Source organism: Mucilaginibacter pocheonensis (genome assembly GCF_031456535.1).
GTDB lineage: Bacteria > Bacteroidota > Bacteroidia > Sphingobacteriales > Sphingobacteriaceae > Mucilaginibacter > Mucilaginibacter pocheonensis.
This window is the reverse complement of record NZ_JAVDUU010000002.1, coordinates 1479060-1503072: the sequence shown is the minus strand read 5'-3', so window position 1 is coordinate 1503072 and position 24013 is coordinate 1479060. Positions and strand designations below refer to the sequence as shown.

At 42.2% G+C, this 24013-nt stretch carries 23 protein-coding genes; 12 read left to right on the top strand and 11 right to left on the bottom strand.

Going from position 1 to position 24013, the window contains the following annotated elements:
- The first annotated feature begins 24 nt into the window (after positions 1-24).
- On the top strand, positions 25-888 hold the full coding sequence (locus J2W55_RS13425; RefSeq protein ID WP_310096456.1) for a hypothetical protein: 864 nt from the start codon (positions 25-27) through the stop codon (positions 886-888).
- Positions 889-1079: 191 nt separating this feature from the next.
- Here the strand turns inward: J2W55_RS13425 and J2W55_RS13420 are convergent, their stop codons facing one another.
- Both J2W55_RS13420 and dcd read right to left on the bottom strand, forming a co-directional pair.
- Positions 1080-3803, bottom strand: a complete 2724-nt coding sequence (locus J2W55_RS13420) for a TonB-dependent receptor plug domain-containing protein (RefSeq protein WP_310096455.1) — start codon at positions 3801-3803, stop codon at positions 1080-1082.
- A 262-nt stretch (positions 3804-4065) separates the two neighbouring features.
- Entirely contained in the window at positions 4066-4602 is a 537-nt protein-coding gene (gene dcd / locus J2W55_RS13415; RefSeq protein WP_310096454.1) for a dCTP deaminase, read from the bottom strand.
- Between the two features lie 430 nt (positions 4603-5032).
- Between dcd and J2W55_RS13410 the strand changes: the two genes are divergently transcribed.
- From J2W55_RS13410 to J2W55_RS13400, 3 genes are all read left to right on the top strand, one after another.
- Entirely contained in the window at positions 5033-5671 is a 639-nt protein-coding gene (locus J2W55_RS13410) for a 4'-phosphopantetheinyl transferase family protein (protein ID WP_310096453.1), read from the top strand.
- A 5-nt stretch (positions 5672-5676) separates the two neighbouring features.
- A complete protein-coding gene (lipB, locus tag J2W55_RS13405; RefSeq protein WP_310096452.1) occupies positions 5677-6432 on the top strand; it encodes a lipoyl(octanoyl) transferase LipB in 756 nt (251 codons plus the stop codon).
- A gap of 65 nt (positions 6433-6497) precedes the next feature.
- On the top strand, positions 6498-7145 hold the full coding sequence (locus J2W55_RS13400) for an SGNH/GDSL hydrolase family protein (protein ID WP_310096451.1): 648 nt from the start codon (positions 6498-6500) through the stop codon (positions 7143-7145).
- Positions 7146-7333: 188 nt separating this feature from the next.
- Here J2W55_RS13400 and J2W55_RS13395 read toward each other — a convergent pair whose 3' ends face one another.
- Positions 7334-8761: an L-serine ammonia-lyase gene (locus J2W55_RS13395; protein ID WP_310096450.1), complete on the bottom strand. Its 1428-nt coding sequence runs from the start codon at positions 8759-8761 to the stop codon at positions 7334-7336.
- A gap of 131 nt (positions 8762-8892) precedes the next feature.
- Between J2W55_RS13395 and J2W55_RS13390 the strand changes: the two genes are divergently transcribed.
- The gene (locus J2W55_RS13390; protein WP_310096449.1) at positions 8893-9348 is read left to right on the top strand and encodes a DUF5684 domain-containing protein; all 456 of its coding nucleotides are present in this window, start codon (positions 8893-8895) and stop codon (positions 9346-9348) included.
- Positions 9348-9713, top strand: coding sequence for a DUF2752 domain-containing protein (locus J2W55_RS13385; protein WP_310096448.1), 366 nt, complete (start codon positions 9348-9350; stop codon positions 9711-9713). The genes J2W55_RS13390 and J2W55_RS13385 overlap by 1 nt, the downstream gene beginning before the upstream one ends.
- Here the strand turns inward: J2W55_RS13385 and J2W55_RS13380 are convergent.
- The gene (locus J2W55_RS13380; RefSeq protein ID WP_310096447.1) at positions 9695-10438 is read right to left on the bottom strand and encodes an RDD family protein; all 744 of its coding nucleotides are present in this window, start codon (positions 10436-10438) and stop codon (positions 9695-9697) included. The genes J2W55_RS13385 and J2W55_RS13380 overlap by 19 nt on opposite strands.
- Positions 10439-10531: 93 nt before the next feature.
- Here J2W55_RS13380 and J2W55_RS13375 point away from each other — a divergent pair, with 93 nt between their 5' ends.
- Genes J2W55_RS13375 through J2W55_RS13350 form a run of 6 tightly spaced genes read left to right on the top strand, consistent with a single transcriptional unit; the run spans position 10532 to position 16636 of the window.
- Positions 10532-11497 (top strand): stage II sporulation protein M, encoded by a 966-nt coding sequence (locus tag J2W55_RS13375; RefSeq protein WP_310096446.1) that lies wholly within the window; start codon positions 10532-10534, stop codon positions 11495-11497.
- Positions 11481-12377, top strand: coding sequence for a glycerophosphodiester phosphodiesterase family protein (locus tag J2W55_RS13370; RefSeq protein WP_310096445.1), 897 nt, complete (start codon positions 11481-11483; stop codon positions 12375-12377). The genes J2W55_RS13375 and J2W55_RS13370 overlap by 17 nt, the downstream gene beginning before the upstream one ends.
- Entirely contained in the window at positions 12377-13132 is a 756-nt protein-coding gene (locus J2W55_RS13365) for a hypothetical protein (protein WP_310096444.1), read from the top strand. The genes J2W55_RS13370 and J2W55_RS13365 overlap by 1 nt, the downstream gene beginning before the upstream one ends.
- Positions 13129-14313 carry a DUF4350 domain-containing protein gene (locus J2W55_RS13360; protein ID WP_310096443.1) on the top strand — a complete coding sequence of 395 codons (1185 nt, stop codon included), beginning with the start codon at positions 13129-13131 and terminating at the stop codon, positions 14311-14313. The genes J2W55_RS13365 and J2W55_RS13360 overlap by 4 nt, the downstream gene beginning before the upstream one ends.
- Positions 14303-15280 (top strand): AAA family ATPase, encoded by a 978-nt coding sequence (locus tag J2W55_RS13355; RefSeq protein ID WP_310096442.1) that lies wholly within the window; start codon positions 14303-14305, stop codon positions 15278-15280. Before J2W55_RS13360 ends, J2W55_RS13355 begins: the two co-directional genes overlap by 11 nt.
- Before the next feature lie 9 nt (positions 15281-15289).
- Positions 15290-16636, top strand: coding sequence for a DUF58 domain-containing protein (locus J2W55_RS13350; RefSeq protein ID WP_310096441.1), 1347 nt, complete (start codon positions 15290-15292; stop codon positions 16634-16636).
- A gap of 34 nt (positions 16637-16670) precedes the next feature.
- On the opposite strand, the gene J2W55_RS13345 is transcribed toward J2W55_RS13350, so the two are convergent.
- The 7 genes from J2W55_RS13345 to J2W55_RS13315 all read right to left on the bottom strand — a co-directional run bounded on the left by J2W55_RS13345 (position 16671) and on the right by J2W55_RS13315 (position 23963).
- On the bottom strand, positions 16671-17459 hold the full coding sequence (locus tag J2W55_RS13345; protein ID WP_310096440.1) for a mechanosensitive ion channel family protein: 789 nt from the start codon (positions 17457-17459) through the stop codon (positions 16671-16673).
- A gap of 361 nt (positions 17460-17820) precedes the next feature.
- On the bottom strand, positions 17821-19455 hold the full coding sequence (groL, locus tag J2W55_RS13340; RefSeq protein WP_310096439.1) for a chaperonin GroEL: 1635 nt from the start codon (positions 19453-19455) through the stop codon (positions 17821-17823).
- 123 nt (positions 19456-19578) lie between these two features.
- Positions 19579-19854, bottom strand: coding sequence for a co-chaperone GroES (gene groES, locus J2W55_RS13335; RefSeq protein WP_076375713.1), 276 nt, complete (start codon positions 19852-19854; stop codon positions 19579-19581).
- A 456-nt stretch (positions 19855-20310) separates the two neighbouring features.
- A complete protein-coding gene (secG, locus tag J2W55_RS13330) occupies positions 20311-20670 on the bottom strand; it encodes a preprotein translocase subunit SecG (protein ID WP_310096438.1) in 360 nt (119 codons plus the stop codon).
- A 9-nt stretch (positions 20671-20679) separates the two neighbouring features.
- A complete protein-coding gene (locus J2W55_RS13325) occupies positions 20680-22161 on the bottom strand; it encodes a hypothetical protein (protein ID WP_310096437.1) in 1482 nt (493 codons plus the stop codon).
- A 21-nt stretch (positions 22162-22182) separates the two neighbouring features.
- Complete coding sequence (locus J2W55_RS13320; RefSeq protein WP_310096436.1) at positions 22183-22707, bottom strand: LptE family protein; 525 nt, start codon at positions 22705-22707, stop codon at positions 22183-22185.
- A gap of 5 nt (positions 22708-22712) precedes the next feature.
- Positions 22713-23963, bottom strand: coding sequence for a sigma-54 interaction domain-containing protein (locus J2W55_RS13315; protein WP_310096435.1), 1251 nt, complete (start codon positions 23961-23963; stop codon positions 22713-22715).
- Positions 23964-24013: the final 50 nt, after the last annotated feature.

Here is a 24013-nt window from a genome sequence, read left to right as displayed (position 1 = left end):
CAAAATCCTAAACTCCCCAACCCCATGAAAAAAGCCCTTCATTGCTTTGCTTTTACATTTACTGTATTGTTATGCTTTATTTATACTGTTCATGCACAATCAGCAAAAAACAACCAGGTTACTTTAAAGCAACCTGCTGCCGTCATTAACATTGACGGCAACCTGAAAGACTGGGGCGATAGCCTGCGTTATTACAACGATGAAAAAAAGATTTATTACACGCTGGCCAATGATAAAACCATGCTGTATGCCGCTGTACGTATCAATGACCGTATGGACCAGCTGCGCACTTTAAACGCGGGCATCACTTTGGGTATTGATACCAAAGGCAAGAAAAAGGAAAGCTTTTCGCTTACCTTTCCGCTCGCCGATCCGGGATCTCCGCCAGAATTTGGCAAACGCAGCAACGAGAATGGCGAGATCACTAAAGAAGACCGCGACGAACTGATGCGCGAGCGTGTAACCAAACTCCGCAACATTAAGGTAGAAGGGTTTAAGGATATTGAGGGGGATATGATAACCACCTCGAACACTTACGGCATTAAAGCTGCTATTGATTACGACGCTGATGGCAACCTGGTTTATGAAATGGCCATACCGTTACAATTTTTCCACGCAGAAGATATCATCAAAAATGAATGGGCCTTTAACTTTAAAATAAACGGCTTGCAAAGGCCTAAAACCGACGGTATTGAAAACCCGGAACATGAGGGCGGTGGCATGGGTGGAAGAGGTAGCCGTGGTGGTGGCGGAATAGGCGGCGGGGGTCGCGGAGGCAGAGGCGGTCGGGGCGGCGGCGGATTTGGCGGCGGAAATGCCAATGATACAGCCCGCAGCGAAATATCCAAATCAGTTGATTTCTGGGAGAAATTCTACCTGGCTAAGTAAAATTCAAAAGGAGAAAATGACTTAAATGCATTGTTATCCGATGTTTTAAAATCCAGGGACTATCCCCGCATTCAGCGAAAAGTCAATATGGTGTTTGATAGCCTCACCTAAAGTCCTCTCCTTTGGAGAGGACTTTAAACAGAAGTTTTTTAGAACCCTCTCCTTTTGAGAGGGCAGGGTGAGGCCCCACCCTACTCAACTTTATAAGTATAAACCTGCCGGCCCAGGTCACCATCAGCGCTGATCCCTTCAATTACTATCCTGTACGTCCCCTTTCCATCGGCATTGAAGAAAGAAAGTGACGCGTTGCCGTCTTTATCAGTAACTACATTAGGCGCCCAGTATATAGTTGACCGTAGATCCTGCATTTTTGCATTTACTTTTGGATCATCATACTTTGGCGAATAAAATTCACGCGCCTTATAATACCCCTTTGGCGAATACGTTACCACACCCGGTGCATACCGGTTATAAACAGCACCTTCATCGCCCCGTTTTGTAGTGATCACAATTACCCCGTTTCCTCCCCGCGAGCCATAGATCGCCGTATTGCCAATCGAACGCAAAACCTCAATACTGGCAATATCAGGTACGCTGACATTGTCTAACTGATCAGACTCCATATACACCCCATCTACAATTATCTGCATCGGACGGTTAAACCCTCTTGTGGAATAAGGTACACCGCCTCTGAATATCACCCCAACAAGCCGCCCCTGCAATATATTGGAAAGATTGGGGCCCATGCTTTCAATATCCTTGTAGGTAAGTACCTGGTCGGCATTGCCCGCCCCATTCAAATTAGACGAATGTTTTACCGCGGTGGTCCTGGTATCTTTTACAACAACCTCTTTTAACACTATGGTATGGTTACCTATACCATACTTTACCTGTTCGTTGTACAACTTTTTGCTGTTTTGCAGGTATGCCGAACGGCCATCGTTGATATTTACCTCTATATCAGGTGCATTTTTATTTTTTCCGACAGGCTGTGGTGCTATATTGTCTAATGTAATATCCAGATTTTTACGATCCTTTGCGGTACGGGCCTGCACAACAAATTTTATACTGTCCCTAAAGATCAAATTATTAAATGTGAACTTACCCTGGGCATCGGCAACGGTATCCAATATAAATGTACCCCCGGCAGTAGTGAACAGGGTTACTTTACCATTGGGCACTGGCTTGCCGCCAAAGGTTTTTAAATGACCGGTTATTTGCAGCGTTTTTTCGGGCTGATAAACTATTGGCGGGAAGGTATCATTAATAACCTGCTTCCATTCAAAACGGCGATAGCCCTGGGTTAACATCAACACGTCAAGATCGGCGCGGGTCTTTGCACTTTCATTGGCAAAATAGTATCCGGGCTTTTCTATATATCCCTTCAGGTCGGCAGTTAGCAATATGTTGGAGAAAATACTTTCCTCGGCAGTTTCATCAACCGGCACTTTTGACAGGTCAATAACTGAAGCCGAGAAACTGCCCACTATAGGGTTATTGGCCTTGTTTTTTGCATTCAGGCTGATGGTTACCTTATCGCGGGGCGAATAATTTTGTTTATCGGCCGATACATTAAGTTTAAGCCTGTCGGGGTTTTGAATAAACACTAAACGCTCATTCAACGGTTCACCGGCTGCCGAAAACAAAGTAAATTGTACAATGCCCGATGGAAATTTGCTTTTAGGAACAACAGCGCGAAACATTTTGCTATTGCCGGCGCTTTTACTTGCATAGCAAATTTCGCCGCCGCTCTGAGCTACAAGTACTATCCCTTGTGCAGAGGATGCACTGTGCAATAAGCCGGTGCCCGGCAATACTTTTATGGTAAGCGCATCATCAGCGGAGTTATCAATGGCCAGTACATAAGCATTATCCATCGCTTTTGGCAAATCAAAATTGCTTTCGGAACCATCGGCGTAAACAACATGAGCCTTATAGGCTTTACCGCTTTCGGGAGTTAAATTAAACACGCCCATACCCAGGTGAGTGCTGCTAAACGCGGTGACTACATGGTTTTGGTCATCAATAATATTGCCTTTTATATCTACCCCCAAACCATCGGCACCAACGGCTTTAAAGGCCACTTTTGAGTCTACACCGTTTACCAGGTTACCGCTCTCGGGGAAAAACTGTACATCTGTTTTGTTTGATACCGCCTTTATGGGCACCACTTTGGTTACTACCTTTTTGTCAATAAGTTTTATATGCGTGGTAATATGACCTGTGGCTGCCAAATTCGGAGTCGGGTTTATAAAAGCCGCGTCAAGGTTACCCTTGTCATTGGTAATGCCTTTGCCTTTAAAAACGGTTTTACCATGAAGCTCAACCCGGTAACTTACTTCGTTCCCGGCGTAAGGCGCGCCGTTGGGGTCAGTATAATTTATAACCGCGTTTATCTTTTGCTTTCCGTTTTGATTGCTGTATGTATAGTCGGTTTTAGTAAAAATAGTATTGCTTATAACATTAACTATGGCTATGGTTTTATCAAAAAAATATGCGTCGCCGGCGTTACGCATCCAGTTGGTATAGGCCCTTATACGATAATTGCCTTCCTGCATGGTGTCTGGCAGTGCAAAATCACCGTTTGCCAGTCCGCTTGTTAAAGGAAGTTTTAGGGAACGTTTTACAGAGTCATTTTCATCTATCAGGTCAACATTCAAAATTTCACTAAAAGCCGATAGCCGGTGCCTGCTGCCTATGGTCACATAAGCTTTAAACCAAATATCATCGCCCACGGCATAGTATGGTTTATCAAGATGGAGGTATACTTTTTCCTGCGGATATTCGGCGCGCCATTTATCAAGCTGGTCCACAAGTTTGCTTAACAGGTCATCGCCGGGATCTGTAAAACTAAAAGCAAATGATACAATTACGGTTAGGAGCAACCCAAGCGATATTTTCTTGTATTTCATCATGGTAAATAAAATTCAATTTACACAAAATATCTTGCAGGCGATGTATTGTGAGGTTATAGGTTTTATAAGGTTATTAACTTCCGTGTTGTCATTCTGATACAGCGAAAACTATCTCTTGAGCGGGAGTGAAAATGCAGCGTTATATGCCCATCGCCTAAGACCGCTCCCTGTACTTCACCAGGATGACCTTGTTTTTTTATTACACAAGTCGCCATTTCGACTCGTTATATCAACAATGGTTTAACCTGTTCAAAAAAAAAGATTAAAACTTATTTTTCCACATCATGCTTTCAACAGGCCTTGTTGTAGGATTATTGTATTTGGCGTTGCTTTTGGTATTGTACATGGTTTCAATATCGCCCTCAACCACAAAATAAATAAGCTGCCCTATAGGCATACCCGCGTAAATGCGTACGGGCTGGGCACATGAAATTTCAAGTGTCCAGGTATTGCAAAAACCAACGTCGCCTTTGCCCGCCGTTGCATGTATATCAATACCCAGGCGGCCCGTGCTTGATTTCCCTTCCAGAAACGGCACGTGACTATGTGTTTCGGTATACTCCATGGTTACACCCAGGTAAAGCGTGTTGGGCTGCAGTATAAAACCTTCTTTGGGTATCTCAAAGCCATCAATTTCATTATGTACCTTGGCGTCCAGTACCCGGTTACGGTAGGTGGCCAGGTGCTTGCCTAAATGTACATCGTATGAATTGGTGCCCAGGCATTCACGTTTAAAGGGTTCAATAATGATGTTTCCTTTTTCAATTTCTTCGAGAATGCGCTTGTCTGATAGTATCATGGTAGGGCCTAAATTATAACTAATTAAAACAATAGGCAAGATGTAGTATCAAGTAATTAGTAGTGAGTAGGCAGTGGGAGATTTTTTTATCTGAAAATATAATGCGGGCCCTGATACGCGATACTAACTACTTAATACCAGTGATTGCAAATCAAATGCCGCTTGGTGTCGACTCACCCGATCTACGCTATGCTGGATCATCCTTCATTAGTGGAAAGAGAGAAGAGTAAAAAGTTGGACAAAAGAATAAAGAAAACAATATCTTCACCCTCTTTCCAGCGAAGCTGGAGAGGGGGTCGCCCGGCGGAGCGCAGGCGGGGTGAGTCGGCACCATGCGACAAATTGACCTATATCATTTACTATATTCTAAATATATTTTAATTAAATTTATTTGACATAAGTTTGTCACCTATTTTGCAATTTTACATATATGGCTATAGCATACAGGCAGCGTATCGATGATGATACTGAATTTGCGCTCTGGAAAATTGAGGAAGAGGCTGACGATCTGTATAAACAACTGCAACTTGATGAGGATGAAAAAGCTTACGTTGAAAAACTGAGCAAAGGTAAACGCCACCTGCACTGGCTGGGCACACGGGTGTTGCTGCGCAAAATGCTGCGCACCGATGAATATATTGACTGTAAGGTCGACTCACATGGCAAACCCTACCTGGTAAATCTGCCCTATCATATATCATTAAGCCACTCCTTTGATTATGCTGCTGTAATGATCAGTAAAACGAATAAGGTAGGGATTGATATTGAACAGATCAAACAAAAAGTAGAACGCATTGCCGGTAAATTCATGCGCCCTGAAGAGCTGGCCTTTATAAGCCCGCAGCATAAAATTGAACAGCTGTATGTTTGCTGGTGCGCCAAAGAGGCGGTATATAAATGCAACGGCGAAAAAGAGGTATCATTTGCAGACAATATTTTTTTGAACACTTTTGATTTTCAAAGCAGCGGCGAGTTAAGCGCCCGTCTTCTTAAAAAAGATATCACCCTTGATTATGCGGTGAGCTATATGCAATATGAAGATTACATGATTGGCTACGTAAAGGGATAAATGTGATGAAGAACAAAAAAGTATTTTTTCAGGACTGGGGTTTGATAGATTACCAGCAAGCATGGGATAAACAGGAAGAGCTGTTTGCATCTTCGGTACAAACCAAATTGAAAAACCGCAACAGCGAACTGGCTTATGAAACAGCTGCCAAAACACCGGTAGCTGCCGGCGTTTATGAGCCTTTTGAGCCCGATGAAACTTTTAACTACCTGGTATTTTGCGAACACCCGCACGTTTACACCCTTGGCAAAAGCGGCAAGCCTGAACATTTGCTGCTTAACGAGCAGGGATTAAAAGAAAAGCAGGCCGTTTACTATACCATTAATCGTGGAGGCGATATTACCTATCACGGTCCGGGCCAAATTGTGTCATATCCCATACTCGACCTCGAAAATTTTTTTACTGATATACACCTGTACCTGCGTACACTGGAAGAAGCTATTATTTTAACCCTTGCCGATTATGGCTTAAAGGCAGGCCGCTATCCGGGCTATACCGGCGTTTGGTTTGATGCCGATAATGCCAATGCCCGGAAGATATGCGCCATGGGCGTACGCTGCAGCCGCTGGGTAACCATGCACGGGCTGGCTTTTAACGTAAATACCGACCTGGATTACTTTAACCATATAGTTCCCTGCGGTATTGACGATAAGGCCGTGACTTCCATGCAAAAAGAGCTGGGCCGCCAGGTTGATATAAACGAAGTAAAAGAAATCCTTAAACATCATATTTCCGTATTGTTTGGTATGGAGATATTATGATAAAAGCACTATTCTTAATTTTATTTTCAATAAGCACGCTATCAGCCTGCACAAAAACCGCATTGATGACGCAGATACCACCAGTTACCGGATCGCCCGCTGCTGTTACAGATACCTTAAGTTACCTGGCCCTCGGCGATTCATATACCATAGGCCAGTCGGTACCCGAGCATGACGCGTTTCCATACCAGCTTGCAGGGCAATTGCCCGGTCACAAAATAACCGGCCCAACCATTATAGCACAAACCGGGTGGACAACCCAGCAGCTCATATCGGCTATCGACGCCAGCAGCATCGGGGATAACACCTATGATATAGTAACCCTGCTTATTGGTGTGAACGATCAGTATCGCGGCGGCAGCCAGGCAGGTTACCGGGCTAAATTTGCCGAGGTTTTAAATACAGCCATTAAATTTGCCAAAGGAAATAAGGCCCGCGTTTTTGTACTTTCCATTCCCGATTACGGGGTAACACCTTTTGCCCACGGCGATGACGCGCGGATAGGCAAAGAGATTGATGAATTCAATGATATTAACCGTGAAGAAAGTTCCAGGGCAGGTGTTAACTATATCGACATTACTCCTATATCAAAGGAGGCGGCCTATAATAAAGCGCTCATTGCTGATGACGGTCTGCACCCTTCGGCTATCATGTACGGCCTGTGGGTTGAAAAACTACGACCGGTTATTTTAGGTGCGCTGGAAAATAAATAGTCCCCGCTGGTTTAAATTACCGTCTCAGCCCAAAAACTTTTTTAATCGCCAAAAACCGATTAAAAAAGTGTTAAAATAAATCAAAAAACATCAGTTTTAACACTTTTATTGATTATTTATATGTTGTTTTGATCGTTTTTTCAAGTGTTAACTGAGCTTTAAAAAGTTCAGCGCTGTATATCGGAAAATCAGCACTCGGGCAAGCTGATTGGTATGTTAATGGCCAGTCCGCCATCCGAAGTTTCCTTGTATTTGGAGTTCATGTCAAGGGCGGTTTGCCACATGGTTTTCACCACGGCATCTAAACTTACTTTAGCTTTTTCCGGGTTGCTTTGCAGGGCCAGTTGTGATGCGGTTATAGCCTTGATGGCGCCCATGGTATTGCGTTCAATACAGGGTATCTGCACCAGGCCGCCTATAGGGTCGCAGGTTAAGCCTAAATGATGTTCCATAGCAATCTCGGCCGCCATGAGCACCTGCCTTTGGGTGCCTCCAAGGCATTCGGTCAAAGCGGCGGCGGCCATTGCTGATGATACGCCGATCTCGGCCTGACAGCCTCCCATAGCAGCAGATATAGTAGCCCCCTTTTTAAATATACTGCCAATTTCTGAAGCAGTAAGCAAAAACTGAATGATGCACTGATCGCTATAACCATTGCAAAAAACAATATAGTATTGCAGCACTGCCGGTATAACACCAGCCGCGCCATTTGTAGGTGCGGTGACCACCCGGCCGAACGAAGCGTTCTCTTCATTTACGGCCAGGGCAAAACAACTTACCCAATCCAGTATATTTTTAAAGCCATCGCCGGTTTTCCTGATGGCCATCACCCACTCTTCATAATTAGTGTAGCTGTTATTACCTATTAATTTACTATTGAGTTTAAAGGCGCGCCTTGCTACATTCAGGCCGCCCGGCAGTTGCCCGGTGGTATGGCAGCCGCGGTACATACATTCTTTTATTGCTTTAAAAATATTTAGCACACCGGTACGCGTTTCCTGCTCACTGCGCCAGGCCAGTTCATTCTCCATCACCACCTCTGATATTTTGAGACCGGTTTTGATGCACCAGTGCAGCAGATCAGCAGCGGTATCTATGGGGAACGGGAGGTCAACCTCTTGTTTGGCTTGGTCAGAGCCACCTTCTTTTACCACAAAGCCGCCGCCAATGGAATAGTAGGTTTCAGAAACCGCCCTGCCCGTATTTAAAAATGCCTGAAAAGTTACCGCGTTGGGATGAAAAGGCAAGCTTTCATTGAACAGAAACAGCAGATCATCCACTACAGAAAAGCTGACCTCCTGTGTGCCTGCCAACCGCAATTTATGTGTATTGGTTATGGTTTCAATTTTAGGCGTTATCTGGTCAACCTCAAACGTTACCGGGTCATCGCCGCTCAGGCCCAGGAGTATGGCAATATCAGTACCATGCCCCCTGCCGGTTTTGGCTAAGGAACCATACAGCAATATCTTTACCTGCTCAACCTGGGGCAACAAGCCTTGCTGACCAAGCCCCTGAGCAAACTGCTGCGCAGCCCGCCAGGGGCCAAGCGTATGTGAACTTGATGGCCCAATGCCTATCTTGAACATGTCAAATACAGAAATTTGCTCTCTTTGCATCAAGTCAAAATTATAAATAATATACCATTGTACATTTGAAATAAAGCTGATATCTTATTTATTTTTTATTTAAATATTTTATACTTTGCAGTAATTAAAAAACTCTAAAACACTTACTTAAACCAAAAAAAATGGAAAATTATGATTCTCAATCGGCGCTAACCGGTGCCTTATTTGGTGCATTTCTGATCCCATCACTAATTGTCGGGATCATTTGCATTATTGGCATGTGGAAAATTTTTGAAAAAGCAGGCAAACCAGGCTGGGCATCAATTATTCCTATTTACAATATCATTGTATTGCTTGAAATTGTGGGTAAACCTGTTTGGTGGATAATTTTATTTCTGATTCCGTGCGTAAACATCATATTTGGTATCTGGACCATCAATTTATTAAGCAAAAGTTTCGGTCAGGGCGAAGGCTTTACTGTGGGCCTGATATTGTTGGGCTTTATATTTTACCCGCTGTTGGGTTTTGGTAACTATCAATATATAGGCCCTGCCGGTGCCGGGTTTGCAGGTCATAAACCGTTTGATCCGTCAACCGATTATAAAGACCCTTTTAACAACAACCCACCGCAGGTTTAATGCTGCCAAACTATATTACTTTACAACTATTTTGCAGCCAGCCGGGTTTTATCCACTGGCTGCAAAATCATTTGATCCCCTGTCCTTTCAAATATCTTACCGGCCTTGATTGTCCGGGCTGTGGTTTCCAGCGTTCCGTAATAGCCTTAATTCAGGGCAATGTTCACCAAAGCTTTTCTTTATACCCTCCGGCTATTCCGCTATTGTTATTTTTCACATACGGCATTGCCGACGGATATTTAAAACTGGATACCTCTAAATTCGTTGTAAAAAAAACCTTATTTATTATAACCGGCAGTATCGTGTTAGTTAGTTACGGTATCAAAGTGTGGGGATTATACACCCATTACAAAACATCGGCCTGAGCTATAATGTGGCTGTAATCCTTAATAATGGTTTGTAAAAAAAGCATGTCGTTCATTTCGGGCGGGGGTGTTACGCCTAAAAGCTCTTTAATGCGCTGCGCCATATTGTATACCAATACGCTGTTACGGCTTTTTATGTAGTTATTTATTACCTCGTTTATCAGTTCAATATCTTTCTCATTTAAATTGGCCGCAGCTGCAAAAACCGGCTGATAATTATCGGCCTCGGGTTTAAAGGCAATGTTATTCATTTTGGTACGCGGGCTTGTTCTGATCAGGGTAGTGCCTGCAACCATATCGCCAATGCGCTGAGCTTTATCTGATACGGCTACACATATCACCGCGCATACCCCTCCGCTTAATAAAAAGTCAACTATCCGGAATAACCAGCGCATGAGGTACTGCCCAAACCGTGGCCGGGACCCGTCAAGGCTTATTACCTTTATTTTCATGATACGCTTGCCAACGCTTTGTCCGTTCATGGCGGTTTCGCATATCAGGTCATAAAAAACATATAATGCTGCATAAGCTATAAAAATGAAACCTATCAGTATGTCATTAGTACTTTTGATACTTCCAGAGATGCCAATACCGATTAAAGCCGCAAAAATTACAGCCACAAAAAGCCCCATATCAATAATATAGGCCACTATGCGCTCGCCTACACCTGCCACTTCGTAATCAATATCAATATTTTGTGTGGTGGTTACCCTAATAGTTTGCATACCTGAAATAAATAGGTTTAAATATGCTTTTTTTTGTTGATATATATATGTTTTGTAATTATTTTAACAGAATATTTAAATAAACGGTAATTCATGCGGGAACCGCTTTTTGTAAAACAGAATGCTTCAAAGTGGACCAGCTTTGAGCGAACGCCAACGGATGATCCTGATGAACTTGCTGACCGCTTTATCCAGATCACCGATGACCTCGCTTATGCCAAAACCTTTTATCCAAAATCAAAAACTATCGCATATTTAAACGGACTGGCCGCGGGTTTGCATCAATCCATCTATAAAAACAAAAGCGAGAAAAGTAACCGGTTTTTAACTTTCTGGAAATACGAATTGCCCTTGCTGTTTAAAACCTATCAAAAGCAACTGCTTTACGCCTTTTTATTCTTTACTGTATTTTGCCTGATAGGCGCGCTCTCGGCAAAATATGATGAAAACTTTGTAAGGCTAATCATGGGCGACGATTATGTGGATATGACCAATGCCAATATCATGAAAGGAGATCCTTTTGGCGTGTACAAACAAGGTAGCGAAGCATTGATGTTTTTTGGAATTGCCGTCAACAACATTTTTGTTTCACTGATAACATTTGTAAGCGGCATTATATTCACCGTTGGTTCCGTTTATTATTTATTCCGTAATGGGGTAATGCTGGGCTCGTTCCAGTATTATTTCTTTAGCAAAGGCCTGGGTATTAAATCTGTTTTAGTGATCTGGATACATGGCACGTTAGAAATTTCATCAATCGTTATAGCAGGCGCTGCCGGTATTATTTTAGGGAACAGTTTGTTGTTCCCCAAAACCTATAAGCGCATGGTATCGCTAAAAAAAGGCGCAAAAGACGGCATGAAGGTGGCTATCGGTATTATTCCTATTTTAATTGTGGCGGCTTTTTTTGAAGGCTTTGTAACCCGGCATACCGAGATGCCTGTATGGCTCAGTATTACTATTTTAGCATCATCATTAGTTTTTATTATATGGTATGTAATTATATACCCTAACAAAATTTATAAAACCAACCAAACCTATCATGCAATCAAAAGTTGAGTTAGCCAAAGTCCGCGATTTTGGCGAAATTATAAATGACACCTTTTTGTTTTTGAAGCAGAATATAAAACCCCTGCTCAAATACTTTTTTATCTTTTGCGGCATTTTTGTTATTGCAGGCGTTATAAGTGCAAGCATGTACCAGCTAAAAGTAACCAATACCATGAACAGCATCAGCAATGGTACTTATAATAACATGGAGTACAAACCGTCCTTTTTTAGCTTTATTGGTCCGGAACTTTTCATGACCTCTACTTTTGCGTTTTTAAGTGTTATTACCATCGAGGTAACTATTTTAAGCTACATCGCCCTGTATAAAGAAAAAGATAAAGCGGTGCCCACTACCGAAGAGATGTGGGGTTATATTAAATACTATTATCTTAAAATATTGGGCAGCTCCATACTGTTGCATTTATTGTTGGTAATAGGCTTTGTATTTTGCATAATACCCGGTTTGTATCTTGCCCCAATCTTTGCACTTGTACTGCCTATCATGATCATTGAAAACACCAGCTTTAGTTACGCTTTTAACCGTTGCTTTTTTCTGATCAAGGAAAACTGGTGGGCAACATTTGGTGTGATGGTAGTAGTTTGGATAATTTTTTCTGTATGCCGGGGGATCATCGTATTGCCAACAAGCATCCTTAATATCATAAGCCTGATTACACACCCTAACAAAGCAGTACTTTCGGTACCTGGCGCTGTAATTACCGCGGGGGTTCAGCAGCTTTCCCTGGTATTTTTAATGATACCAATTGTTGCACTAAGCCTGTGTTATTTTAATTTAACCGAAAGTAAAGACGGCACCAGCTTAATGGATAAAATAAGCAAACTTGGTACTACTACTCCTGATACCGATTTACCTGCCGAAGAATATTGATGATGCTGCGCCTGTTCTGTACTATTATCTTCGCGTTATCTGTTCATGCGGGTACCGGAACCGTTCCGGCCAAACCGGCAAAACATTTGCCGTTGGTGCTTAAAATGGATAGTACACGGGTAACCGTGCGGCAGCTGGACAGCGCGGCAATAACTGCATACCGCAAGATGCCCGAGTTTCAATATAATGACGATGTTGAAACCACGCCTTCCTGGTGGATCCGTTTCTGGCACTGGTTCTGGGGCCTGTTTAAGCCCATAAACTTTGGCAAGCATGATCCGGGTCCGTTTATGCGGGTTTTGATTTATATTATAAAATATATTTTTATAGCGGCGGGCCTGGCAGCCATAGTTTTGTTGGTGTTTAAGCTGGCCGGGATAGATATGCTTCATATTTTCAGACGCCGGTCTATGCAGGCTGAGGTGCCTTATTCTGAATCATTAGAAAACATTCATGAAATAAACTTTGATGCTGAGATAGAAAAGGCAATAGCGCAGCACAATTACCGCCTTGCAGTAAGAATGCTTTATTTAAGGTGCCTTAAACAGCTAAGCGATGCCGATTTAATAAAATGGCAAATTGATAAAACAAACAGCACCTATATTAATGAGCTTAACAATACCGAGCAACGCAAGGTTTTTAAAACATTAACCCTGCAGTTTGAATATGTTTGGTACGGCGAATTTATTATTGATGCCGCTGTGTTTAAAAATATAAACACATTGTTCCAGGACTTTAAAAAGAGCATAGCATGAAAGACTTTAAGATCTACATCACTATTGCCAGCCTGCTACTTATAGGTTACGTGGTTGCACAATATAATAAGCCAAGTCCGGTAAACTGGCAATCTACCCTGTACCGTAATGATAAGATCCCTTTTGGAACCTATATTTTATATCACCAGCTCAATCAATTATACCCCGGGGCGCGGGTTATAAATACCAATAAATCTGTTTACAATGTTTTCCATAATGACAGCTTGCAGCAAGGCAACTATATAATTATAGCTAAAAGTATAAAGCTCAACAAGTTTGATTTTGGTGAGATGCTCAAATATATCAAAGCGGGCAATTCGGTGTTTATGTCGGCATTTGAATGGCAGGGCTATATTGCCGACTCGCTAAAAATTGTTACGCGGGCCGAGTACGCGAAAAGGAATGTTTCGCTTAACTTCATCAACCATCAGCTAAAAGCACCGGTTAATTATGTATTTAACCGCGACATTGCCAACCAGTATTTTTCTGAACTTGATACCGCCAGGGCTACAGTTATAGGTAAAAACTACGCGGAACACTGCACATTTTTAAGCTATAAGTTTGGCAGGGGTAACTTATACTTATGTACCACTCCGGCTGTTTTTACCAACTACAGCCTGCTAACCAAACAGGGAGCTGATTATGCGGCGAAAGCATTATCATACCTGCCGAACGCTAAATACATTTACTGGGACCAATTTCAAAACGGCGATATACCCGAAGATATATCGCCGTTGCGGGTATTTTTTAGCAATCGGGCTTTACAATGGTCATACTACATAAGTTTAGTGGGCATGGTGGTTTTTATAATTTATGAAATGAAACGCCGCCAGCGGATTATCCCGGTTATTGAACCATTGCAAAACTCTACATTAAACTTTGTTACCGTTGTTGGTCAGGTTTATTATGAAAAACGTAATAATGCCAACATCGCTCATAAAAAAGTGATCTATTTGTTAGCACACCTGAGAGACCATTACCGGTTAAAGACCAGCAACCTTGATCAGGAATTTGTGGATAAACTATCACAGAAAACAGGTATCGACAGCAAATTTGCAGCCTCACTTATAAATGTCATCAGTTTTATCAGCGTTCAGCAACGTGTAACTGATATGGAATTAATACAGCTCAATAAACTTATAGAAAAATTTTACAGCCAAACCGGATATAATGGAAAATGAGAACTTTGAAAAAAGAACCGATCTGAGCAAGCTCAGTACAGCGGTTGATCAAATAAAATACACGCTTGCCAAAATTATTGTAGGGCAGCAGGAATCTATCGATCTGCTGATAGCCGGGATACTGGCCGATGGGCATATACTGATAGAGGGCGTACCAGGTGTGGCTAAAACTCTTACGGCCAAGCTTATTTCAAAGGCGATTGAAGCCCGTTACTCGCGTATACAATTTACTCCCGACCTGATGCCTTCGGATATATTGGGCACATCGGTATTTAACCCTAAGAGCACTGAGTTTGAGTTTAAACAGGGGCCAATTTTTGGTAATGTTATACTCATAGATGAGATTAACCGCGCACCGGCAAAAACACAATCGGCTTTGTTTGAGGTGATGGAAGAGCGCCAGGTTACTATTGACGGGCACACCTATAAAATGCAGGAACCGTTTACCGTACTGGCCACTCAAAACCCGGTTGAGCACGAAGGTACTTACCGCTTGCCCGAAGCTCAGTTAGACCGGTTTTTATTTAAAGTAGAGATCAAATACCCATCGCTTGAGGAAGAAATAGCTATTATAACCCAGCAGCACCAGCAAAAAACAGCCGACCAACTGAGCCACATTGAGCCGGTTTTATCGGCAGCCGATGTTATTGCATTACGCCAGCAGGTAAGGGCGCTGCATGTTGAGACTAAATTACTGGAGTTTACCGCTAAAATAATTTATGAAACCCGTAATCATAAATCACTGTTCCTGGGTGGCTCGCCCCGGGCGTCACTGGCCTTGATCAATGCGGCCAAAGCCATGGCCGCCATTAAAGGGCGCGATTTTGTTACCCCGGATGATATTATATATGTAGCCGCGCCGGTTTTAAGGCACCGCATTATGCTTACCCCTGATAAGGAAATGGAAGGTGTGAGCCCTGATGATGTGGTGGCGCAAATTATACAGAAAATTGAAGTACCCCGATAATATAGTCGTGTGAAAAATATTATCGACCTGTTTTATAAGAACCTTTTTTTAACCAACCGCTTATTTGCCGGGTTAACCGGCAGCGCGGTATTGTTTTTACTGTCGTTCTTTTTCCCCTGGATGGGCGTTATCCCTGAGCTGGTATTTTGGGTGCTGATGATATTGTTTGTTATCGACATATTCATGCTTTATCAAACATCTAAGGGGGTATTTGCCAAACGGCATGCGCCCGAGCGGCTGAGCAATAGTGACAATAATGAGTTGGGTGTGTATATTGAAAACTGGTATACGTTTGGTATAAGCGTTGGTATTATTGATGAAATCCCCTTTCAGTTTCAGAAACGCGACATTTGGTTTAAAACCAGCTTAAAACCGCGCGAGCGTAAGTTAATTAACTACACACTGCGCCCTACCCGGCGCGGAGAATATGAATTTGGCGACATCAGGGTTTATGTTAAATCACCCTTGGGGCTGGTTAGGCGCCGCTATAATTTTAGCCAGGCCGAAACACTGCCGGTATACCCCTCTTTTTTGCAGATGCGCAAATATGAGCTAATGGCTATTTCAAACAGGTTAACTGATATCGGCATAAAAAAAATACGCCGTATTGGGCACAGCCTTGAGTTTGAACAGGTAAAAACCTACGTACAGGGCGATGACTATCGTACCATAAACTGGAAAGCCTCTGCCCGGCAGGGTAGCTTGATGGTAAACTCATATACCGACGAAAAATCACAGCACGTATATTGTATAATTGATAAATCGCGGGCCATGAAAATGCCCTTTGACGGATTAAGTTTGCTTGATTACGCCATAAACGCCTCGCTGGTATTATCAAACGTGGCTTTACTAAAAGAAGATAAAGCGGGGCTGATCACTATGTCTGAAAAACCGGGAGCTATAGTACCGGCCGACAGGCGTCCCGCGCACCTGAATAAGATACTGGAAGTACTATATAAAGAAAAAACGCGCTACCTGGAAACCAACATGGAATTGCTTTACAGCACCGTACGCAAAGTAGTGAAGCAACGAAGCCTGGTGGTTTTTTTCACCAATTACGAAAGTTTGAACGCCCTGAACCGGCAGCTGCCTTTTCTTAAAAGGATTGCTAAATACCACCTGCTGCTGGTTGTGTTCTTTGAAAATACCGAGCTTAAAAAACTGAGTGAACAACCCGCCGCCGATGTTGAAGGCATTTATATAAAAACCATTGCCGAAAAGTTCGCGTACGATAAAAGGCTCATTGTTAAAGAGCTGGCAAAACATGGCATTCAATCTATTTTGAGCGCACCGCAAAATTTAACTGTAAATACCATTAACCGCTACCTTGAAATTAAGTCCAAGCAAAAGATTTAGCAGCTGCAACAACTGTTGTCCTTTCGTATTTACATTACCCTGCTTTAGGAAAAGCAACCCCGGCGGCGGCAAGGTCTTTTATGATCTTTTCCTGCAGGGCTATTTTGGCTGTTAAAAAATTACTGGGGTTAACCCACACATTTACCAAAAACCTTACAGAATCTATCTCAAGGCTGCTTACACCAATACGCGATGCGGGATTTTTAAGTAAGTTATCGGTTGTATCAATGGCCTTCTGCAAAACTGTTTTTACCACTTCAATATCATTGGCGTAGGCTACTTTTACTTCAAAATCAAGGCGTCGCTTGCCTTCGCGCGTTACATTAACTATAACCTCGTTAAACAGCTTACCATTGGGGATGATAACCGTTTTGTTGTCGGCAGTGAGTAAAACGGTATAAAACATTTGTATAGATGTTACCTTGCCATCCTGCCCCTGTGCCAATATGCTGTCATTAAGCTCAAAGGGTTTTAGCAAAAGTATAAGCACTCCCCCTGCAAAGTTTTGAAATGTACCAGACAACGCCAAACCCGCCGCCACACTGAATGCCCCTATAATGGTAGTGAAGATGGACATCTCCCAACCAATAAAGTTCATTACCCAAATTACCAGCAGTACATAAAGCGCGGTAATGGTTAAACTTAAAAAAAAGGGTTGCAATGATGAGTGGATACCTCGTTTTATCATCCGGTTGCGGAGGCGTGTCCGTAAAAACCGAATCAACCAAAGACCAACAAAAAATATGATTATTCCACCTATATATTTTGGACCGTGTTCAACAAGCCATTTGTGGAAATCTGAATAAAACTCTTCTACTTTCATAAACTGAAAGCAAAGTTAAAAATTAATTATTTACCGTAAATAGCAATAAACAGCTCAGGGCCTTTGATCAGTAACCAATCGACTATGGTACTGTGCACTAATTTTGTTTTTTGAGCAATGCGTTTCATGATAATAACTTGTATTCAAATGCTATGCCTAAGCAGCTTAACCTTTGTAATTGTTACGCAAAACTAAACAATAGCGCTACAGTAAATATTAAAAATTAATCAAATGATTAATAAATGACTGTCCATTTACCTTCCAATGACCATAAGTGGTTTATAAAACAAAATCCCTGTCTGGAAAACCAGACAGGGATTTGTATATTATATTTTTATCCCTTATCGGGGATAAGGCAAGATTACATCATGCCGCCCATGCCGCCACCCATTGGAGGAGCACCTGCGCCTTTTTCATCTTCAGGATCATCAGCCAAAACAACTTCTGTTGTTAACAACATAGCTGCAATTGAAGCTGCGTTTTCCAAAGCTACACGACCAACCTTAGTTGGATCGATAACGCCTGCACCAATCAGGTTTTCGTATTTATCGGTACGTGCATTGTAACCAAAGTCGGCAGTGCCTTCTTTAACCTTTTGCACAACGATTGAACCTTCGATACCTGCGTTTTCGCAAATTTGACGTAAAGGCTCTTCGATGGCACGACGGATGATCTGGATACCAGTGTTTTCATCTTCGTTATCACCTTTAAGGTCAGTTAAAGCAGCTACCGCGCGGATGAAGGCAACGCCACCACCTGCAACAATACCTTCTTCAACAGCCGCGCGGGTTGCATGTAATGCATCATCAACACGGTCTTTTTTCTCTTTCATTTCAACCTCAGTTGCAGCACCTACGTATAATACAGCAACACCGCCTGATAATTTGGCTAAACGTTCCTGCAATTTTTCGCGGTCATAATCAGATGTAGTTGATTCGATCTGAGATTTGATCTGGCTTACACGGCCTTTAATTTCGTCGGCAGAACCTGCACCGTTGATGATAGTAGTGTTATCTTTATCAATGATGATCTTTTCAGCTGTACCTAAGTATGAAAGGTCGGCATTCTCTAATTTATAACCTCTTTCCTCAGAAATTAATGTACCACCAGTAAGGATAGCGATATCCTCTAACATGGCTTTTCTGCGGTCGCCAAAGCCAGGAGCTTTAACAGCAGCTACTTTTAACGAACCACGGATCTTGTTAACTACCAGCGTAGCCAAAGCTTCGCCGTCAAGATCTTCGGCTATAATTAATAATGGTTTGCCGGTTTGTACTTGTTTTTCAAGGATTGGAAGCAATTCTTTCATCGATGAGATCTTTTTATCATAGATCAGGATGTAAGGATTTTCTAACTCAGCTTCCATTTTATCAGCGTTGGTAACAAAGTAAGGAGAAAGGTAACCACGGTCAAACTGCATACCTTCAACAGTTTTAACTTCAGTTTCAGTACCTTTTGCTTCTTCAACGGTAATTACACCATCTTTACCAACTTTTTCCATAGCCTCGGCAATTAACGCACCGATAATTTCGTCGTTATTGGCAGAAATTGAAGCTACTTGTTTTATTTTGTTATTGTCTTCACCAACAGTTTGTGACTGTGATTTTAAGTTTTCAACAACAGCTGAAACAGCTTTATCAATACCACGTTTCAAATCCATTGGATTAGCACCGGCTGCTACGTTTTTAATACCAGCAGTAACAATAGCCTGGGCCAGTACAGTTGCAGTAGTAGTACCATCACCTGCTATATCAGCAGTTTTTGATGCAACTTCTTTAACCATTTGTGCGCCCATGTTTTCTAAAGCATCTTTTAATTCGATCTCTTTAGCTACAGTTACACCGTCTTTTGTAATTGCCGGTGAACCAAATTTTTTATCGATAATAACGTTACGACCTTTAGGGCCCAATGTTACTTTAACTGCATTAGCTAAAATATCAACACCGCGTTTCAGAGCGTCACGTGCTTCAACATTGTATTTAACTTGTTTTGCCATTTTCTTTTACTTTTTGTTTTTTAATGTTTTAAAGTTTGAATGTTGTAATGTTATTCATCACAATTTTATGCAGGGCTTAAAGCAACTTTAAAACTTTTAAACCTTGCAACATTTCAACAAAGTTTACAGTACCGCGTAAATATCAGATTCGCGCATAATTAAGTATTCTTTACCTTCATATGTAATTTCGGTACCTGCGTATTTTCCATATAAAACCTGGTCACCAACTTTTACAGTTAAAGGCTCATCTACCTTACCGTCGCCTACGGCAACAATAGTTCCACGCTGAGGTTTTTCTTTAGCGGTATCCGGGATAATAATTCCCGAAGCGGTCTTCTCTTCGGCAGCTGCAGCTTCCACCACAACCCTGTCTCCGATTGGTTTAATGTTTAATGACATAGTTATATCTGTTTATTTATTTAAGTTTCGACTGCAATTCCTCATCAATTATGCCAAGCAAACACCATGTCATTTATTGACAGCAAAAACTGTTGTAATGTCAGCTAAAGGTTATTTTTAATTTCAGGCTTAACAATATTTTAATCTGCCAGTGCCATCATGTCAGTTACCCAAATGGGCAAAACAAGGACTGTTTTATTGGTATTATCTGATAACGTACCAGAACAATTTTGGGGAGGCTTGTTCACAAACTGTTGTTTAATATCAACTGATTTCCTCTCTTTACCAATGTTAAACCATAGGCGGGGTAGCAAACGCGCGCCATGTAGCCACTACACCGGTAACTTCATCAGCAGGCAAGGCATCCGGTTTTCCTTACAGGATCGGTTGAGCTATATGTACAAAAAAAGGCTCTGGAATTACCCAAAGCCTTTTTTAAGTCTTTTTTATCTTTAATTATTTAGCTGGTTTATCAGCAGGTTTGCTTGCAGGAGGCGTAGCAGGTAAGCTCAGCGGTGCAGCAGCCGGTGTTGTTGGTTTTGAAGCTTTTTCAATCTGATCGTTCAGGGCAGGATTGTCGCTTTTTGTTGCACCACCTTTTACGGCAACATTAATTGCCAGGGATAATACCATTAAACCGATGGCCAGTACCCAGGTGCCTTTTTCTAAAAAATCGCCTGTTTTTTGCACACCCATTAACTGTGATGAGCTTGAAAAATTTGAAGCCAAGCCTCCACCCTTAGGGTTTTGGATCAATACGATAAGCCCTAAAAAGATGCAAACGATAATGGCAAGGATAATTAAAACTAAATACATTTCTTTATATTAACTGGTTTTCTTTTCTAACTGTTCAATTTGGCTTGCAAAGTAACGGCTTTTTTCCGGGAATTTCAACATCAATTTTTTATATGTAGCTATTGCCTTATGATAAAGCATTTGATCGGCATATATTTGGGCCAGTGTTTCGCTTACCAGGTCGTTCCTGTCTTCCGCGCTTTTTTTGGCTTTGTTTTCGTTATCAAGCTTATCCATGGCCGGCGGCCGTATCTGGGGCTCTTCCTGTATAAACCTTTCAATAATAATATCTTCTTTGCGTTTTATTTCGGGAACGTCAGCCTGTGGTGTCTTTTCAAGCTCCTCCAATGACCGTACATGGAAAATGTTTTCGATATATTGCTGCTGAAGCTCGTCGGCCGTTTGTCCTTCCGGCTCAGTTGCAGGCGTCCGTTGCACGGCGGCAGATGTCAATGTGTCTGAGTAAGGCTGATAAATTGCCGCATGTTCTTTACGGGTTTTATCAAGCCACCACATAAAAGTATAAGGCATTTTTTCGTCATTATACTTTGAAACATCATGCTGGCCCTCTGTATCGGCATTCGTGCGCTCTTCGTTTGCGTTAACCACTTCAGATACTGGTGTGGTTATTTCTTCTGCTTTAACCTCTTCTTTATTCTTTTGATCAATCGCCGAGTTATCAAACATGAAGTAATCACTGCCGGCAATGCTGCCTATGATCCAGTCTTCAGACCCGATATTTACACCAGGCTCATTGATCGGGCCTTTCTCGTCGGCAGCAGGCGTTTCCGCCTTTGCCTCTGCGGCCGAACCCGAGATATTGATATTCTCAATGCCTACAATTTCGTCATATACCTCATCCTCAATATCCTCTCCCTGTGGTGCCAAAGTTAAAGGCTCATCTATATTTTGGTTTTCGCGTACAGGTTCTTCGGCGTTAGCAACGGTTGCCAGTTCATTATCATCATTGCTTGTTACTGCAGTATCAGAAGCAACTTCGGGTTCTGCAGCAGCCGGTTCTTGTTCCAATTCGGCAAACAGTATTTCTTCATCTATGCTGGCGGCATCTGCTGTTACGGTTTCATTTATTACCTGGGGCTCCTCTATATTAACTTCATGGTCAATTACAGGCTCTGCTGCATAGGTTGTTAAAATAGTTTCGGATTCGGTGTCTATGCTAAAATAATTTTCGCCTGATGAAAATCCGGCATCCTGATAGTAGTTTTTGGTTTCTTCATTAGGATGCCCGGCAATTTGTGATGGGGTTACCGCCTGCAAGCTATCGGCATCATTAATAAGTTTGTATAACAGGCGCGGATCAAAATAAGCGGTGGCCTGTTTTAGCCCGCTGCCCGAATTTGCACGTACAAGCATAGCGCGAAGTATACCACTTTGCGGAAATTCATTAACCAGCTGCTGCAATTCGATGCGGTACTGCTGGCCTGAGTTGGCCGGATTGACCAACAATTCTGATAATATTTCGTTCTGCCTGTTATTCAAATCTTGATTCACGTGGTTGAAAGTACAAATTGCCTACCAATTAGAAAAGGCCTTATTAAAAATATCTTCCGTTAACTTACTTACAATTCGCTGTATCAGGTTTTGCTCCTGTGCCGCAATGTCGCCCCTAAAATCCTCATAATTGGTAAAAGTTTGTTCAAAACTAATTTTTTTATCAGCTTCTGTTTTGGCAGCATCAAAAACGAATTTCACCCTTACCGTTATAGTTAGCCTGTTCGCATCGGCTATTGGAGCTACGTTATTGGCTACGGCCTCAATTGAAACCGGAGCTATAGAATAACCCACAATACTGCCCGACATGGTAGCATCACTTTCATTACGGGTAATACTTAAACGGCTTTGAGTACGTATCCTGTTTTTTAAAGCTTCGGTAAAGGTTTGGCTCAGATTATTAACTACAAGCGGCGCGTTATTTTCAAAAAACTGCACATCAATAGTTTTCAGGCCGGGCGGAATTGACGAATTTTTAAGGGTATAACACGAAGATAACATTAAACTTAACGAACTAACAATAATAAGCCCCAATAATTTTTTCATTTAGTTTATAAGTTTAATTCTTTTATTTTACGGTATAAAGTCCGTTCTGATATACCCAGTTCGTTAGCTGCCAGCTTACGTTTTCCCTTATGTTTTTTTAACGCCTTACGTATCAGGTCCGATTCTTTTTCAATCAGCGATAGTGATTCTTCAACTTCCTCTGCCTCGTGCGTTATATTGTACGAGTCGACATTAGTATTGCTGTTGTTATTAACCGTATTAACGGGCTGTTGCAAAGTAAATTGCGTTTCAGGGCTCCCGGGCAATTCAATGTCACGGTACAACTGGTTAATTGTTTGGGAATGATTGCTATAATTAGCCGCTACACCGCCGTGTTCAATAATATCCGCTACCAGTTTTTTCAATTCAACCATATCGCGCTTCATATCAAACAGCACTTTATACAAAATGTCGCGTTCCGAAAAATCATCTTTGTGCTGATTATCCAGGCGCATGGGCAAATTGCGGCCACTCACTTCGTGCGGAATGTAGGTAAGCAGGGTTTGGGCGGTAATGATGCGATCACGTTCCAGTACAGCCAGTTGCTCGGCCATATTTTTAAGCTGCCTTACGTTTCCGGGCCACGAATAATTAATTAATACCTGCTGTGCCTCTTCATCAAGCTGAAAAGGCGGCGTACGGTATTTATCGGTAAAATCTGATGTAAATTTTCTGAACAGCAGATAAATATCTTCCTTCCTATCGCGCAGTGGTGGTATTTTTAGCGGCACTGTATTTAAGCGGTAATAAAGGTCTTCCCTGAATTTACCGTTTTTTACAGCTTCGTAAACGTCAACGTTAGTAGCTGCAATAACACGCACGTTTGTTTTTTCGACCTTTGACGAACCCACCTTAATATACTGGCCCGATTCAAGCACACGCAGCAAACGGGCTTGTGTGCCCAGCGGCATCTCGGCAATTTCGTCCAAAAATATAGTACCGCCATTTACGGTTTCAAAATATCCCTTGCGCTCACCAACGGCGCCGGTATAGGCGCCCTTTTCGTGCCCGAATAATTCTGAATCAATGGTACCTTCGGGAATGGCCCCGCAGTTAACAGCAATAAACGGCCCATGCTTACGCGGGCTCATCTGGTGTATAATGTGCGAAAACACTTCCTTGCCACTACCACTTTCGCCGGTAATTAATACCGAAATGTCTGTAGGCGATACCTGATTTGCAATATTTATAGCCCGGTTAAGCAAAGGCGAGTTGCCGATGATACCGAAGCGTTGTTTTATTTCTTGTATTTCCATGAACCCCCCAGCCCCCTAAAGGGGGAGTGTTTTAAATTTAAATTTATTAT

Coding starts and splice junctions, on each gene's coding strand:
- J2W55_RS13425 (WP_310096456.1), top strand. CDS start 25: ATGAAAAAAGCCCTTCATTGCTTTGCTTTTACATTTACTGTATTGTTA.
- J2W55_RS13420 (WP_310096455.1), bottom strand. CDS start 3,803: ATGATGAAATACAAGAAAATATCGCTTGGGTTGCTCCTAACCGTAATT.
- dcd (WP_310096454.1), bottom strand. CDS start 4,602: ATGATACTATCAGACAAGCGCATTCTCGAAGAAATTGAAAAAGGAAAC.
- J2W55_RS13410 (WP_310096453.1), top strand. CDS start 5,033: ATGGCTATAGCATACAGGCAGCGTATCGATGATGATACTGAATTTGCG.
- lipB (WP_310096452.1), top strand. CDS start 5,677: ATGAAGAACAAAAAAGTATTTTTTCAGGACTGGGGTTTGATAGATTAC.
- J2W55_RS13400 (WP_310096451.1), top strand. CDS start 6,498: ATGACGCAGATACCACCAGTTACCGGATCGCCCGCTGCTGTTACAGAT.
- J2W55_RS13395 (WP_310096450.1), bottom strand. CDS start 8,761: ATGCAAAGAGAGCAAATTTCTGTATTTGACATGTTCAAGATAGGCATT.
- J2W55_RS13390 (WP_310096449.1), top strand. CDS start 8,893: ATGGAAAATTATGATTCTCAATCGGCGCTAACCGGTGCCTTATTTGGT.
- J2W55_RS13385 (WP_310096448.1), top strand. CDS start 9,348: ATGCTGCCAAACTATATTACTTTACAACTATTTTGCAGCCAGCCGGGT.
- J2W55_RS13380 (WP_310096447.1), bottom strand. CDS start 10,438: ATGCAAACTATTAGGGTAACCACCACACAAAATATTGATATTGATTAC.
- J2W55_RS13375 (WP_310096446.1), top strand. CDS start 10,532: ATGCGGGAACCGCTTTTTGTAAAACAGAATGCTTCAAAGTGGACCAGC.
- J2W55_RS13370 (WP_310096445.1), top strand. CDS start 11,481: ATGCAATCAAAAGTTGAGTTAGCCAAAGTCCGCGATTTTGGCGAAATT.
- J2W55_RS13365 (WP_310096444.1), top strand. CDS start 12,377: ATGATGCTGCGCCTGTTCTGTACTATTATCTTCGCGTTATCTGTTCAT.
- J2W55_RS13360 (WP_310096443.1), top strand. CDS start 13,129: ATGAAAGACTTTAAGATCTACATCACTATTGCCAGCCTGCTACTTATA.
- J2W55_RS13355 (WP_310096442.1), top strand. CDS start 14,303: ATGGAAAATGAGAACTTTGAAAAAAGAACCGATCTGAGCAAGCTCAGT.
- J2W55_RS13345 (WP_310096440.1), bottom strand. CDS start 17,459: ATGAAAGTAGAAGAGTTTTATTCAGATTTCCACAAATGGCTTGTTGAA.
- groL (WP_310096439.1), bottom strand. CDS start 19,455: ATGGCAAAACAAGTTAAATACAATGTTGAAGCACGTGACGCTCTGAAA.
- groES (WP_076375713.1), bottom strand. CDS start 19,854: ATGTCATTAAACATTAAACCAATCGGAGACAGGGTTGTGGTGGAAGCT.
- secG (WP_310096438.1), bottom strand. CDS start 20,670: ATGTATTTAGTTTTAATTATCCTTGCCATTATCGTTTGCATCTTTTTA.
- J2W55_RS13320 (WP_310096436.1), bottom strand. CDS start 22,707: ATGAAAAAATTATTGGGGCTTATTATTGTTAGTTCGTTAAGTTTAATG.
- J2W55_RS13315 (WP_310096435.1), bottom strand. CDS start 23,963: ATGGAAATACAAGAAATAAAACAACGCTTCGGTATCATCGGCAACTCG.